Origin of the sequence: Streptomyces sp. NBC_01591 (genome assembly GCF_035918155.1) — a bacterium.
GTDB lineage: Bacteria > Actinomycetota > Actinomycetes > Streptomycetales > Streptomycetaceae > Streptomyces.
This window is the reverse complement of the sequence record NZ_CP109327.1, coordinates 8,181,932-8,194,662: the sequence shown is the minus strand read 5'-3', so window position 1 is coordinate 8,194,662 and position 12,731 is coordinate 8,181,932. Positions and strand designations below refer to the sequence as shown.

The window sequence follows — 12,731 nt, the reverse complement described above, 5'->3', positions numbered from 1 at the left end:
GGGGATGACCATCCAGCACCGTGACGACAGCATCGACAGCTCGGCCGACTTCCCGGGCCGCACCGGCCCGACCGCCACCTCGCGGGCCGACCCGCGCGACGTGGGGCCGGTCCGCACCTCGTACGCCCCCGACCGGGACGGCGACCCCGACCCCGGCGAGATCGTCTGGGCGTGGGTGCCGTTCGAGGAGAACGACGGGCGCGGCAAGGACCGCCCGGTCCTGGTGGTGGCCCGCGAGGCGGCGGGCACGCTGCTCGCCGTGCAGCTCTCCAGCAAGCAGCACGACCAGGATCGCGAGTGGGTGGCGCTCGGGGCCGGCCCCTGGGACAGCTCCGGCCGCCCGTCGTGGGTCGATCTGGACCGGGTCCTGCGGGTGCACGAGGACGGAATGCGGCGTGAGGCGTGCGCGCTGGACCGGGACAGGTTCGACCGGGTCGCCGGGCGGCTGCGGGAGCGCTACGACTGGCAGTAGGGACCGGGGCCCTGGTCCTGGTCGAACGTCCGGCTGAAGGCGGACCGGGTGGCGGATTCGGGGCTGCGGTCGAGGATGCCGAAGACGATCTGCTCGAAGTGCCCGGCGAACCTGCCGCCGTCGAGGAGCAGCGCCCGGAACGCGTCGGCCACCTGCGCCGGATCGTTGCGGAACACACCGCAGCCCCAGGCGCCCAGCACCAGCCTGCGGTACCCGCGCACCGCCGCGACCTCGAGCACCCGCTCCGCCCGGGACGCGAGCGCGGCGGGGATGCGGTGGGCCTCCTCGGGGGTGCGGCTGCGGATGACTCCGGCGTTGGGTGCCGGGGAGGTGAGGAAACCCGCGGTGTACGGGGTGTCGAGCAGCTGTCCCCGGTCGTCGCGGAAGACCGGTACGCCCGGCGAGTGAATCACCCGGTCGGTGTAGAAGGCGCTGCGTTCCGCGCGGTGGTGGGCGTAGTAGTCGGGGGCGCGCAGCAAGGTGGCGTACAGGGCGGAGCCCCTGCACAGGGCCTCCTCCTGGGCCTGCGCGCCGTTGAGGTATCCGCCGCCGGGATTGCGGGCGGAGGCGTAGTTCAGCACGGCGACCTTGCCGGGGCCTTCGCCGGTCATCCGGCGCGCCGCCTGCAGGCTGCTCTCGCCGGTGACCTCGACGACCGGGGTGCGGTCGTCGTCGAGTGCCGCGACCGGAACCGGCTGGGGGCCGTACAGCCTGGTCCCCGAGAGTGCAGTGGTCAGCGCGCGCTCGATGCTCACCTCCCGCCCGTCCCGCGTGTGGTAGCGGCCGGCCTCGACAATGGCCTCGGTCTCACGCGCGATGCCGCGCAGCCGTGCGCTCATCGGTACTCCCCCGTGTGGTGCATACGGGGCATGCTCGACGCTCCAACGGCATGGATGCAACCGGATTTCCGACGCACAGGGGCACCCTTGTGCGATCCACTCGTAGGGGTTTGGGTGGTGGGGAGGCACCGAGAGAAGGAGGCCCGGCATGTCGTACGACACACCCGGCGGCCACGGTCCGCCCGGCCAGTCCCCGCCCCTGGGCGAGGGCGAGGCGGAGGATTTACTGCGCTGCATCTGTTTCAAGACGGGACCGCCCCGCAGGGTCGGCGTCGAACTCGAATGGCTCATCCACGACCGGGATCACCCCCGCGCCCCCGTCCCGCACCACCGTCTCGACGCGGCCGCCGCCATCCTCCGGGCCCTGCCCCTGAGCGCGGCGCTCACCTTCGAACCCGGCGGCCAGCTGGAGCTCAGCTCGCGCCCCGCCGACTCCCTGATGGAGTGCGTCGATGCCACCGCCGCAGATCTCACCGCGGTACGTGACGCCCTGGACCGGGTGGGGCTCGCGCCGGTGGGTCTCGGCGTCGACCCGTGGCACCCTCCGCGCCGTCTGCTGGGCGAGCCCCGCTACGACGCCATGGAGGTCTCGTTCGACCGGTCGGGACCGGCCGGCCGCGCCATGATGTGCACCACCGCGTCCGTCCAGGTCTGTCTGGACGCCGGAGAGGAGGAACCGGGTCCGCTCGGCTACGGGCGGCGCTGGCAGCTGTGCCATCTGCTGGGCGCGGTCCTGGTGGCGGCGTTCGCGAACTCGCCCTTCCGGCTCGGCCGCCCGACACTGTGGCGGTCCACCCGGCAGTCGCTCTGGGCCGACCTCGATCCATGGCGGTCCCTGGCACCGTCCGGCGGTCTGCCGCCGCGCGACGCCTGGGCCGCACACGTGCTGGACACCCCGGTGATGTGCATCCGGGACGACGACCGCCCCTGGGCCGTGCCGGAGGGTCTGACGTTCCGCGACTGGATCCGCACCGGCGCGCCGAGACCCCCGGTGCGCGCCGATCTCGACTTCCACATCAGCACGCTCTTCCCGCCCGTGCGCCCGCGCGGCCATCTGGAGCTGCGCATGATCGACGCACAGCACGGTGCGGACGGGTGGCTGGTGCCGCTCGCCGTCACCACTGCCCTGTTCGACGACCCGGAGGCCGCCGAGACCGTGTACCGCACCGTGAAACCACTGGCCGAGACGGCCGGGGCGGAGCCGGCGCCGCGCAATCCGCTGTGGGCCGGCGCCGCCCGCGACGGCCTGACCGATCCCGAACTGCGGGCGGCGGCGGCCACCTGCTTCGAGGTCGCACTGGAGGCGCTGCCCCGGATGGGGGCCACGCAGGCCGTGCAGGACGCCGTGGCCGGCTTCAACGACCGTTTCGTCGCCCGGGGCCGATGTCCGGCCGACGATCTTCACGAACTGCTCGCGCCGGTTCCACCCGGCGGTCCGGGCCACCACCCCGAGGGGCCCCGCTCATGACCGACTCCCCCACACCCACCGGATCCGCACCTCACGGGGCGGACACCGAGGCGCTCCGGCAGCGGGCCCTCGCCGCACTGCTCACTGCCCGGGAACGCACCGCGCTGCTCACCGACAGCGTGGACGACCATGAACTGACCGCCCAGCACTCGCCGTTGATGTCCCCGCTGGTCTGGGACCTCGCGCACATCGGCAATCAGGAGGAGCTGTGGCTGCTGCGCGGGGTGGCCGGGCGGGAGGCGATGCGCCCGGAGATCGACGGCCTGTACGACGCCTTCGAGCATCCCCGGGCGGCCCGCCCTTCGCTGCCGCTGCTGGCCCCCGCCGAGGCACGTGCGTACGCCGCGGAGGTACGCGGCCGGGCCCTGGACGTCCTCGGCGGCACCGTACTGGACGGTGGCCGACCACTGGTGCGGGCCGGGTTCGCCTTCGGCATGATCGCCCAGCACGAACAGCAGCACGACGAGACGATGCTGATCACCCATCAGCTCCGGTCGGGTCCGGCCGTGCTGACCGCGCCGGTGCCGCCCGCCCCCACCGACGTGGCGAAACTGCCCGCCGAAGTCCTGGTCCCGGGCGGCCCGTTCACGATGGGGACGTCCACCGAGCCATGGGCCCTGGACAACGAACGCCCGGCGCATGTGTGCGACGTACCGGGCTTCTTCATCGACACGACCCCGGTCACCTGCGGTGCGTACCAGGAGTTCATCGAGGACGGCGGCTACACCGAGCGGTGCTGGTGGGCGCCCGAGGGGTGGGCGATGGTCCGTGAGCACGAACTGACCGCTCCGCTGTTCTGGCACCGGGACTCCGGTCAGTGGCTGCGCCGCCGTTTCGGGGTCACCGAGACGGTGCCCGGGAACGAGCCGGTGCTCCATGTCAGCTGGTACGAGGCGGACGCGTTCGCCCGGTGGGCCGGGCGCCGGCTGCCCACGGAGGCGGAGTGGGAGAAGGCGGCGCGCCACGACCCGGTGTCGGGGCGTTCGCGGCGCTATCCCTGGGGCGACGAGGACCCGGCCCCCGAGCTGGCGAACCTGGGTCAGCGCCATCTGCGGCCCGCACCCGCGGGAGCGTACGCGCAGGGCCGGTCCCCGTACGGTGCACGGCAGTTGATCGGTGACGTGTGGGAGTGGACGTCGAGCGACTTCCTGCCCTATCCCGGCTTCTCGGCGTTCCCGTACCGCGAGTACTCGGAGGTGTTCTTCGGGCCGGCCCACAAGGTGCTGCGCGGCGGTTCGTTCGCCGTGGACCCGGTGGTGTGCCGGGGGACGTTCCGCAACTGGGACCTGCCGGTGCGGCGGCAGATCTTCTCCGGCTTCCGTACCGCCAGGGATCTGTGATGTGTCGTCATATCGCCTACCTGGGACCGTCGATACCCCTCGGTGAACTGCTGATGCGGCCGCCCCACTCCCTCGTGCGCCAGTCCTGGGCGCCGAGACACCAGCGGTACGGGACCGTCAACGCGGACGGCTTCGGCGTCGGCTGGTACGCGGCCGGCGATCCGGTGCCCGGACGCTACCGGCGCCGGGGCCCGGTCTGGGGCGACGAGACCTTCGCCGACCTGGCCAGGGTGGTGCGCAGCGCGGCGCTGCTCGCCGCCGTCCGTGACGCCACCGAGGCGGGCGCCGACGGCGAGGCGGCGGCCGCGCCGTTCGCCGACGGGCCGCTGCTGTTCAGCCACAACGGTGCGGTGAAGGGCTGGCCGCACTCCGTGGCTCCGCTCGCCACGGCGCTGCCCCCGGCCGAACTGCTCACCCTCACGGCGCGCTGCGACTCGGCCCTCGTCTGGGCCCTGGTGCGTCACCGTCTGGCCGACGGTGACGAACTGCCGCAGGCCGTCGCCGACACCGTGCTCGACGTGGCGGCCGCGGCGCCGGAGTCCCGGCTGAATCTGCTGCTGACCGACGGCGCGACGATCGTGGCGACGGCCTGGGGCGACACCCTGTCGTATCTCACCGAGCCGGGCCTGCGCACGGTCGTGGCCTCGGAGCCGTACGACGACGATCCGCGCTGGCGCACGGTCCCCGACCGCACATTGCTGACGGCGACCCGCACCGAAGTTCTGCTGACCCCGCTCAAGGAGCCCACTGAGTGAGTCCCTTTCTGCTGACCCGTACCCTGCCGGTGGACGCGACGGACGCGGCGCTGCGCGCCGATGTGCTGCACGGTCTGACCCGGCAACCGAAGACACTGCCGCCCAAGTGGTTCTACGACGCGCACGGCAGTGAGCTGTTCGAGGAGATCACCCGGCTGCCCGAGTACTACCCGACGCGTGCCGAGCGCGAGATCCTGATCGACCGCGCCGACGAGATCGCCCGGGTGTCCGGGGCGCGGACCCTGATCGAGCTGGGGTCCGGGTCGTCCGAGAAGACCCGGCACCTGCTGGACGCGCTGCCCGCGCTGCACAGTTACGTACCCGTCGATGTGAGCGAGAGCGCACTGCGCGGCGCCACCGAAGCCCTGCTCGCGCAGCGGCCCGAGCTCTCCGTGCACGCCCTGATCGCCGATTTCACGGGCGGTCTCGCGCTGCCGGGAACGCCGGAGCCCAGGCTGATCGCGTTCCTGGGCGGCACGGTCGGCAATCTGCTGCCCGACGAGCGTGCGGTGTTCCTCAAGTCCGTACGGTCGCTGCTCTCCCCCGGCGACGCGCTGCTGCTCGGCACGGATCTGGTGAAGGAGGAGAAGGTGCTGGTCGCCGCGTACGACGATGCGGCGAGGGTGACCGCGGAGTTCAACAGGAACGTACTGCGGGTCGTGAACCGGGAGTTGGGTGCGGACTTCGACCCCGCCGGTTTCGATCATGTGGCGCTCTGGGATCCGGAGCGTGAGTGGATCGAGATGCGGCTGCGGGCCCGTCGGGCGCACACCGTGAAGATCCCGGACCTGGATCTGGTGGTGGCCTTCGAGGCCGGCGAGGAGTTGCGTACGGAGGTGTCGGCCAAGTTCCGCAAGGAAGGCGTCCGGACGGAGCTGGACACGGCCGGTCTGCGGCTGGCTCAGTGGTGGACGGATTCCGGTGGCCGTTTCGCGCTCTCGTTGGCGACGGCGGTCTGAGCGCGACGGGCCAGGGTACGGCGGTCCGGCCCGCCGCCCGCCGGGATCGGCGGCAGTACGCGGATCTCGGCGGTCAGGCCGGCCGCCGTCACCACTCGCCACAGTGAGGCGATGAGCGGATCGTCGCCGACGAACGCGGCCGCACCGGCCGGCGCGGTGTGTTCCGCCGGTGCGGAGCCGTTGTGGCGGGCCGCACGGCGGCCCGCCGCGGGCCCCGTCCGGCCGGTGGTCCCGGTGCTCCGCGCCGGGGCGGCGCGGTAGCTGATGCGTACCGGCCGGACCGTGGCGTCCGTGTCGATCGCGGCCTGGAAGGCGGCGGGTCCGAACCGGCCGCCGGGGCCGCGCCCGCACCAGGTGGTGCCCTCGGGGAAGACGACCACGCGTGATCCGCCGCGCAGCGCCGCCCCGATGGTGCGCACGGTCGTGGGCAGCGCGCGCAGTCGGTCCCGTTCGACGAAGAGCGTGCCACCCCGTGCGGCGAGCCGTCCGAGCAGCGGCCAGCCGCGGATCTCGCTCTTGGCCAGCATCCGGCCGGGGAACACGGCCGCGACGAGCGGGATGTCCAGCCATGAGATGTGGTTCGCGACGACGAGCGTGCCCGGTGCCCCGGGGGCCCGGTCGGGCACCGCCGGTGTGCCGACGATCCGCACCCGCACCCCGAAGGCGCGCACGACGCCGTACGCCCAGCGCCGGATCAGCCGTTCCCGCCGTGCCGCGCCGAGCATCGGCACGAACGGGGCGCCCAGCGCGCCGGCCAGGATGCACGCGCACCCGGCGAGCAGCAGGGCCGCGGCGGCCGGGCGGCCCCGCACGCGGCCGTCGTGACCGGCGCAGGTGCCCGGGGTGCAGGGTGCGGTGGGCAGCCAGGGGTTCATCGCAGGGGGGTGAGCGCGAGGAAGTGGCGCAGGTAGCGCGGGTCGGTGCGGCGCAGCGACAGCAGTACATACAGGTCGGCGACGTTGAAGTCGGGGTCGTGGGCGGGCGCCCCGCACACCCAGGCGCCGAGGCGCAGATAGCCCCGGAGCAGCGGAGGCAGGGTGGCGAGCCCGGTGGGTACCGGGGCCCATCCCCCGGTGGGCTGCCAGAGGCGGTGGGGTGTGACCCAGTGGTCCTCGGGTGCCAGGTGCTTCGTCCGCACGGTTTCCCAGGCGCCGGCCGCGGCGACGCCTCCGTCGGCGAGGGGGATCGAGCAGCAGCCGGCCAGCCAGTTGTGTCCGGTGCGTTCCATGTACCGGGCGAGTCCGGCCCAGATCAGGGCTATGACGGCGCCGTCGCGGTGGGCGGGGTGGACGCAGGACCGTCCGACCTCGACCAGGTCGTCGCGGATCGGGCCGAGCCGGCCGAGGTCGAACTCGCTCTCCGCGTAGAGCCGCCCGGCGATCCGGGCCCGCTCGGGCGGCAGCACGCGGTAGGTGGCGACGATGTCGCCGGTGGTCTCCTCCCGGACCAGAAGATGGTCGCAGTACGCGTCGAACGCATCGCTGTCCAGGCCGGGTTCGGGTCCGTCCAGCCTGGCGCCGAGCTCACCGGCGAAGACCAGATGACGCAGCCGCTGGGCGGCGCGGACCTCGTCCTGGTCGGCGGCGAGGGACACCCGGTAGCGCGGCGGTGCGGGGGCGACGGGCTGCGCGGGAACGGCGGGGGCGGCGGGGAGTGAGGTGACGGGCAGCGCGTTCATGACGGTCTCCGGGGACGGATCGGCAAGGGCGGCCGCCGGACCGCCGCACTGGGTGCGAAGGCCCGGCCCCTTACTTCTTCCGTTACCGGCTGGATTCGACATGACCGCTCGGGAGAGCCGAAATGTGCGAAGGCTGAATCCCGGGGGTGGCCGGTACCGGCCCACAGCTCCGGGCGGGGAGCGCGGGTCAGCTCCCGGTGAGCTTGGAGGTGATCTTCGCCGAGGCGGTCTTCGCCGCCTGCTGCGGGTCGCCGCCCTCGAGCACCGCCGTCATGTACGGCTTGATCGGGTTGTCGGCCTCGACGTCCGCCCACTGTGGCGAGTTGGGTGTCGCACGGCCCTTCGTGGCACCACGGGCCATCGCGGCGGTGCCTTCCTGACCCACGATGACGCTCGCGAGGCCGGGCTTGTTGGGCACGTAACTCATGGTTCTGACGAGCTCTTCCTGCCACTTCCGGCCCGCCAGCGCCTTGATCACCTCGATGCCCTCGGTGCGCTGGTCCGCCTTGTCCGGAACGATCAGGTCGGATCCGCCGGTGAAGACGGAGCCGGGCTCCTTCGCGGTCTTGCCCGGAATCGGGAAGTAGCCGAGTTTTCCCTTGAGTTCGGGATTCTTCTTCTCGATCTGCGCAACGCTGCCGGGCACCGAGATGATCTGTGCGACATTCCCCTCGGCGAACACATCGGCCTGCGGGGGCTTTTCCTCGTCCGCGTTCTTGGGTCCGTCGCCGAGCGCCTGGAGTTCCTTGTAGAAGCTCATGCCCCGGAGCGCGGCGGGACTGTCCAGGGTGCCTTCCCACTCGCCGCCCTTCTCCTCGGCGAGTTCGCCGCCCTCGTCCCAGATGAAACCGGCGAGGACATACCAGTTCTGGCCCGCGAGGTAGACCCCCTGATTTCCGTTCCGGTTCAGCTGCTGGGTGTCCGTGATCCACTCGTCCCGGGTCTTCGGCGGGTTCTTTATGCCTGCCTGCTCGAAGAGCTCCTTGTTGTAGATCACCACTCGATTGGCCGCGTACCAGGGAATTCCGTACTGCATGCCGTCGATGCTGCCCGGGTCGGCGAGACCCGGCAGCCACTCCTCACTGCCGAGATCGCGCACGGACTCCAGGGTAAGATCGCGCAGACCGCCGCTCTCCGCGTACTGGGCGACCTGAGTGTTCCCGACCTCGATGACATCCGGGGTGTCCTTGCCCTTGAGGGCGCCGATGACCTTCGGGCCGATTCCGCTCCAGCTCTGGAACTTGAACTCGAGCTCGATGGACGGGTGCTCGTCCTGATAGGCCTTTGTGAACCGCTTCAGGAAATCGGCGGAGACACTGTCCTTCATCAGCCAGATCGTGACCTTCTTGCTGCCGGACGCCTCCGAGCCGGAGCCCAGGCCGCATCCCCCCAGCGCAAAGGTGGAGACGAGCGCGACGGCTCCGACGAGTATGCGGTTCTTCACCAGGTTCACCTTCTGCGAAACGGCACGACTTGATTCAGGACCCGGTGTGGGGGACTGCGGGCTGCGCTCGCACGGGCGTGGCTGGATTTTGGTATGGACCATTGGCTTGGTCAAGGCCCGTTCACGGCACATTCTGCACTTCGACCTCTCGCGGACTCGGGCCGGGTGGGGCACCGTGGTAAGGACGAGAGGAGACATAAGATGTCAAATCATATCTATCGGGTCACCGAAATCGTCGGAACCTCGCACGAGGGCGTCGACGACGCCATCCGCAGAGGCATCGCAAGAGCTTCGGAAACGTTGCACAATCTCGACTGGTTCGAGATCACGCAAGTGCGCGGCGAGATCAGGGACGGCCGGGTCGAGCACTACCAGGTGGGCCTGAAAGTGGGCTTCCGGCTCGACGAGACGAGCTGACCCCCACCGCTGCGGCTCGGATCCGGTTCAGGTACGGCCCTCGCGCTCCTGCGCGTCCTCGATCACGGCCGACGCCTTCGCCCAGCGGGCCCGTACCACGGCGAAGCCGGCCTGCTCCGCCGCGTCGCAGACGAGTTCGTCGTCATCGACCAGCACCCGGACCTCTCGCTCCCGGCCCAGCCGCTTCAGGATTTCCAGCTTGGTGTACCGGGCCGGCCTGCGGTCGTCGTTGCGGCGCATGTACACCCGCCCCTCGGGCAGCCCGTGTTCCGCCAGCCATGCCACGGTGTCCCGGCGGCAGCGCTCGGGCCGGCCGGTGAGATACCTGACCTCACACTGCTCGGCGCTGCTCAGCGCCAGCCGTACGCCTTCGGGAAGCGGCGGGTCGTCGACGGCCGCGGAGAAGAAGCCGTTCCAGTCGCGTCGGCGCCCCTCCAGATAATGCTGCCGGTGGCCGCTGTCCGCGAGCGTGCCGTCCAAGTCGAATACGGCCAGGGGCCGGTGGTCGCTTCTCACGCTCCCAGCAAATCAGACCAGCGCGGCCACCAGCAGCAGCAGTACGACCACCCCGGCCACCACCGCGGCGACCCGCAGGGATCTGCGCCTCGACCAGATCGGGAGGACCTCGGGACCGTCGGGTCCGGGAAAGACGTAGAAGACGTGGTCGGGATCGTCCGGGACCGTGACCGCCACCAGCTGCAGCCAACCGATGTCGACGCGTCTGGCCACCTCGTCGGGGCGGAGCACGAGTGCCGATTCGACGGCCTTGACGTGGGCGGGGTCCAGAGCGTCGGGTATCGGCCGGCCGGCCGAGGTCAGCGTCACCCGTTCCCACGCACCGGTGCGTCCGGTCTGCTGCCGGACCCGGAGCGGCGGCGCCGGGTCCGGCAGCTTCACCGCGCTCCGCTCCGGGGCGTGCCCGACCGATCCGCCCGTCCACAGGGTGACCAGGCCCGTGCCGTCGCACGGGGTGTGCTCCGTCGACCTCTCACCCCCGCAGACCGGGCAGTCCCTGAAGCCCGTGTCGTCGCACTGCGGGCACTTCTCGGTGCCCCAGCCCCGGCACTGCGGACAGGCGGTGCGTGGCTTGCGGCATTTCAGACAGGTGGTGCGTCCGGGCGGATGCTTCTCCCGCGCCGGCCCGGCCGACGCACGGTCCTTGCGGCGTTCGCCCGTGCCGTCGCACCAGGTACACGGCTCCACGCCTTTGCAGGCCGGGCACAACGGGCCGGTCTCGCAGCGCAGTTTTCCCTTGGCCCGGCAGCGCGAGCACGGCTGCCGGCCTTCGTCGCAGCCACAGGCCACCGTCCGCACCGAACCGTGGAGCACGAACTCCACCTCCCGCGGCTCGGCCGGGTCCTTCGGCGGCTCGACCGGATGGTCGCGCAGCTCCCCTTCGTACGTCGGCCGTCCCGATGTGTCGTACCTGCCCGGCCTGGTCTCCGGCCGCGTGCTGCGGCTCTCCACGCAACGCACGATGCGCAGGTCGAGCATCGGATGCCGGGCGATGTCGGCGCCCGTCCGCCGCAACTGTGGACCCTGCCCCGGGCAGCCGATGTGCCGGGCGACCGCTTCGAGGATGTCGTCCTCGGACAGTGAGTCGGCCATGACGGCGCTTCCACCTCCCCGGTAGGCGCGCCCGCGCGCACCGACGCAGCGTACGGGTGGTGCCGTCGGGGGCTCAAGAGGGCCGCACGAGAAGGCCATGAGCGCCGCGCCGGGCGCCCGTTACTCACCACACGCGCCCGCCCGCGCGCGGATGAGTGATCTTCCCCTCACGTTCCGCACCGATCGCAAAAGGTTGTACAGGATGCGCATGGAACCGAAAGCGTTTGTAAAGCTATATTCAGGTTTGTGGCATCCAACGTTAACCATGTGAAGCGAATACTCCTGCGTTCCGGGAAGAGCCCCTACGACGTCGTCCCCGTCGAGCGCGCTCTCCACGAGGACGTGTTCGCCACCAACTCGGGCAACCTGATCTTCAGTGACGCCGCTCACAAGATCCTTGAGACGCCACGTTCGGAGGTGGTGTCGAACGGTATCGCCACCAGGGTCGCCGACGCCGACCGGATCAACAGCGAGTACGACGTCTTCGTCATCCCGCTCGCCAACGCCTTCCGGCCGTCCTTCGAACCGCAGCTGAAGCGGCTGACCCAGCTCATCTCGAAGCTGAAGATCCCGGTCGTCGTCCCCGGCGTCGGCGCCCAGACCGGCGTCAACTACTCCGCGGACCGCCTGAAGCCCATGCAGTCCACGGTCTACGAGTTCGTCTCCGCCGTGCTCGACCACAGCGCCTCGATCGGTGTGCGCGGGGAGTTCACCGAGCGGTATCTGCGGGACATGGGATTCCGCGACGTGGAGGTCATCGGCTGCCCCTCGATGTTCCTCAACGGCAGCAGTCTCGTCATCCGGGAGGACGGCCGGGCACTCGGACCCCAGTCGCGGATCGCCGTCAACGGATCGCACGACGCGGTGCGCAAGCACAAGCTCGGGCAGATCATCGACCGCACCCATGCGCGCTACCCCCACCTCCGGTTCATCGGCCAGAACCTCTCCGAGGCCCGTCAGCTGCACTGGCGCGACATGTCCCATCAGAACGCCGCGGTGACCAATATCCCCACCCACCCCGACCACCCCATGTACGGGGAGGGCAAGGTCCGGGTCTACATCGACCCGGTCACCTGGATGGACGACCTGCGGGGCTTCGACTTCTCCTTCGGTTCCCGGATCCACGGCAACATCGCGGCGCTGCTGGCCGGTACGCCGGCCACCGTGCTCTGCGGCGACTCCCGGACGCTGGAGCTGTGCCGCTACTTCGACATACCGCACCGGATGCTCTCCAAGGTCCCGGCCGACCTCGACCCCGCCGATCTCCACGCCGCGGCGGACTTCGGGCCGCTGATGCGCGGTCACCAGGAGCGGTTCGACCGGTTCATGAACTTCCTCGACAAGAACGGCCTGGAGAACACCTTCACCCACGGCGACGGCGGCACGGCCTTCGAGACCCGGATGAGCGGGCTGGCCTTCCCTCCGGGCGTCCGCCCCTGGGTCGACTCCGACCCTGCCACGATGGCACCGCGGCTGAACTGGCTCCAGTCCCGGCTGGCCGAACTCACCGCCGAGAACACCCAGCTCAAGCGGAAGGTCCTGAAGAACTCCGCGGTGCCCGTCCAGCGGTCCACGTACCAGCGCGCCCGCAGCGTCGTGGGAAGGCCCATCAAGCGCGCCCTGCGTCCCTCCCGGTAGGTCCTTGCCCGAACTGATCCGCGAGGCCGGTCCGACAAGGCCGGCCTCCGGTCGTTCCGGGCCCGGACGGTGTCCGCCGCCCCGTGCCTAGAATCGGAGTGTTTGTCCCCCGG

At 71.1% G+C, this 12,731-nt stretch carries 13 protein-coding genes; 7 read left to right on the top strand and 6 right to left on the bottom strand.

Annotation, left to right across the window (positions count from 1 at the left end; all coding sequences use genetic code 11):
* The first annotated feature begins 4 nt into the window (after positions 1-4).
* Complete coding sequence (locus tag OG978_RS37960) at positions 5-472, top strand: type II toxin-antitoxin system PemK/MazF family toxin (RefSeq protein ID WP_326769567.1); 468 nt, start codon at positions 5-7, stop codon at positions 470-472.
* On the opposite strand, the gene OG978_RS37955 is transcribed toward OG978_RS37960, so the two are convergent.
* On the bottom strand, positions 457-1,311 hold the full coding sequence (locus OG978_RS37955) for a TIGR02452 family protein (RefSeq protein WP_326769566.1): 855 nt from the start codon (positions 1,309-1,311) through the stop codon (positions 457-459). The two genes, OG978_RS37960 and OG978_RS37955, sit on opposite strands and share 16 nt — an antisense overlap.
* A 148-nt stretch (positions 1,312-1,459) precedes the next feature.
* Here OG978_RS37955 and egtA point away from each other — a divergent pair, with 148 nt between their 5' ends.
* From egtA to egtD, 4 genes are read left to right on the top strand one after another with little or no spacing between them, the layout of a single operon-like run.
* The gene (gene egtA / locus OG978_RS37950; protein ID WP_326769565.1) at positions 1,460-2,779 is read left to right on the top strand and encodes an ergothioneine biosynthesis glutamate--cysteine ligase EgtA; all 1,320 of its coding nucleotides are present in this window, start codon (positions 1,460-1,462) and stop codon (positions 2,777-2,779) included.
* Entirely contained in the window at positions 2,776-4,119 is a 1,344-nt protein-coding gene (gene egtB, locus OG978_RS37945) for an ergothioneine biosynthesis protein EgtB (protein ID WP_326769564.1), read from the top strand. Before egtA ends, egtB begins: the two co-directional genes overlap by 4 nt.
* Entirely contained in the window at positions 4,119-4,874 is a 756-nt protein-coding gene (gene egtC / locus OG978_RS37940; protein ID WP_326769563.1) for an ergothioneine biosynthesis protein EgtC, read from the top strand. The genes egtB and egtC overlap by 1 nt, the downstream gene beginning before the upstream one ends.
* On the top strand, positions 4,871-5,833 hold the full coding sequence (egtD, locus tag OG978_RS37935; RefSeq protein ID WP_326769562.1) for an L-histidine N(alpha)-methyltransferase: 963 nt from the start codon (positions 4,871-4,873) through the stop codon (positions 5,831-5,833). The genes egtC and egtD overlap by 4 nt, the downstream gene beginning before the upstream one ends.
* On the opposite strand, the gene OG978_RS37930 is transcribed toward egtD, so the two are convergent.
* The 3 genes from OG978_RS37930 to OG978_RS37920 all read right to left on the bottom strand — a co-directional run bounded on the left by OG978_RS37930 (position 5,776) and on the right by OG978_RS37920 (position 8,955).
* On the bottom strand, positions 5,776-6,708 hold the full coding sequence (locus OG978_RS37930; protein ID WP_326769561.1) for a lysophospholipid acyltransferase family protein: 933 nt from the start codon (positions 6,706-6,708) through the stop codon (positions 5,776-5,778). The genes egtD and OG978_RS37930 overlap by 58 nt on opposite strands.
* The gene (locus OG978_RS37925) at positions 6,705-7,511 is read right to left on the bottom strand and encodes a GNAT family N-acetyltransferase (protein ID WP_326769560.1); all 807 of its coding nucleotides are present in this window, start codon (positions 7,509-7,511) and stop codon (positions 6,705-6,707) included. The genes OG978_RS37930 and OG978_RS37925 overlap by 4 nt, the downstream gene beginning before the upstream one ends.
* 187 nt (positions 7,512-7,698) lie before the next feature.
* Positions 7,699-8,955 (bottom strand): extracellular solute-binding protein, encoded by a 1,257-nt coding sequence (locus tag OG978_RS37920; protein WP_326769559.1) that lies wholly within the window; start codon positions 8,953-8,955, stop codon positions 7,699-7,701.
* A gap of 201 nt (positions 8,956-9,156) precedes the next feature.
* Here OG978_RS37920 and OG978_RS37915 point away from each other — a divergent pair, with 201 nt between their 5' ends.
* Positions 9,157-9,372, top strand: a complete 216-nt coding sequence (locus tag OG978_RS37915) for a dodecin (RefSeq protein ID WP_326769558.1) — start codon at positions 9,157-9,159, stop codon at positions 9,370-9,372.
* Between the two features lie 27 nt (positions 9,373-9,399).
* Here the strand turns inward: OG978_RS37915 and OG978_RS37910 are convergent, their stop codons facing one another.
* Complete coding sequence (locus OG978_RS37910; RefSeq protein WP_326769557.1) at positions 9,400-9,888, bottom strand: phosphatase domain-containing protein; 489 nt, start codon at positions 9,886-9,888, stop codon at positions 9,400-9,402.
* A gap of 12 nt (positions 9,889-9,900) precedes the next feature.
* Positions 9,901-10,980: a hypothetical protein gene (locus tag OG978_RS37905; protein ID WP_326769556.1), complete on the bottom strand. Its 1,080-nt coding sequence runs from the start codon at positions 10,978-10,980 to the stop codon at positions 9,901-9,903.
* Between the two features lie 267 nt (positions 10,981-11,247).
* Here OG978_RS37905 and OG978_RS37900 point away from each other — a divergent pair, with 267 nt between their 5' ends.
* Positions 11,248-12,618 carry a polysaccharide pyruvyl transferase family protein gene (locus tag OG978_RS37900; RefSeq protein ID WP_326769555.1) on the top strand — a complete coding sequence of 457 codons (1,371 nt, stop codon included), beginning with the start codon at positions 11,248-11,250 and terminating at the stop codon, positions 12,616-12,618.
* The last annotated feature ends 113 nt before the right edge of the window (positions 12,619-12,731 follow it).

Excerpts from the sequence above, each read along its gene's own strand:
- OG978_RS37960 (WP_326769567.1), top strand. The coding sequence starts at position 5 with ATGACCATCCAGCACCGTGACGACAGCATCGACAGCTCGGCCGACTTC.
- egtB (WP_326769564.1), top strand. The coding sequence starts at position 2,776 with ATGACCGACTCCCCCACACCCACCGGATCCGCACCTCACGGGGCGGAC.
- OG978_RS37930 (WP_326769561.1), bottom strand. The coding sequence starts at position 6,708 with ATGAACCCCTGGCTGCCCACCGCACCCTGCACCCCGGGCACCTGCGCC.
- OG978_RS37905 (WP_326769556.1), bottom strand. The coding sequence starts at position 10,980 with ATGGCCGACTCACTGTCCGAGGACGACATCCTCGAAGCGGTCGCCCGG.
- egtA (WP_326769565.1), top strand. The coding sequence starts at position 1,460 with ATGTCGTACGACACACCCGGCGGCCACGGTCCGCCCGGCCAGTCCCCG.
- OG978_RS37955 (WP_326769566.1), bottom strand. The coding sequence starts at position 1,311 with ATGAGCGCACGGCTGCGCGGCATCGCGCGTGAGACCGAGGCCATTGTC.
- OG978_RS37915 (WP_326769558.1), top strand. The coding sequence starts at position 9,157 with ATGTCAAATCATATCTATCGGGTCACCGAAATCGTCGGAACCTCGCAC.
- egtC (WP_326769563.1), top strand. The coding sequence starts at position 4,119 with ATGTGTCGTCATATCGCCTACCTGGGACCGTCGATACCCCTCGGTGAA.
- OG978_RS37925 (WP_326769560.1), bottom strand. The coding sequence starts at position 7,511 with ATGAACGCGCTGCCCGTCACCTCACTCCCCGCCGCCCCCGCCGTTCCC.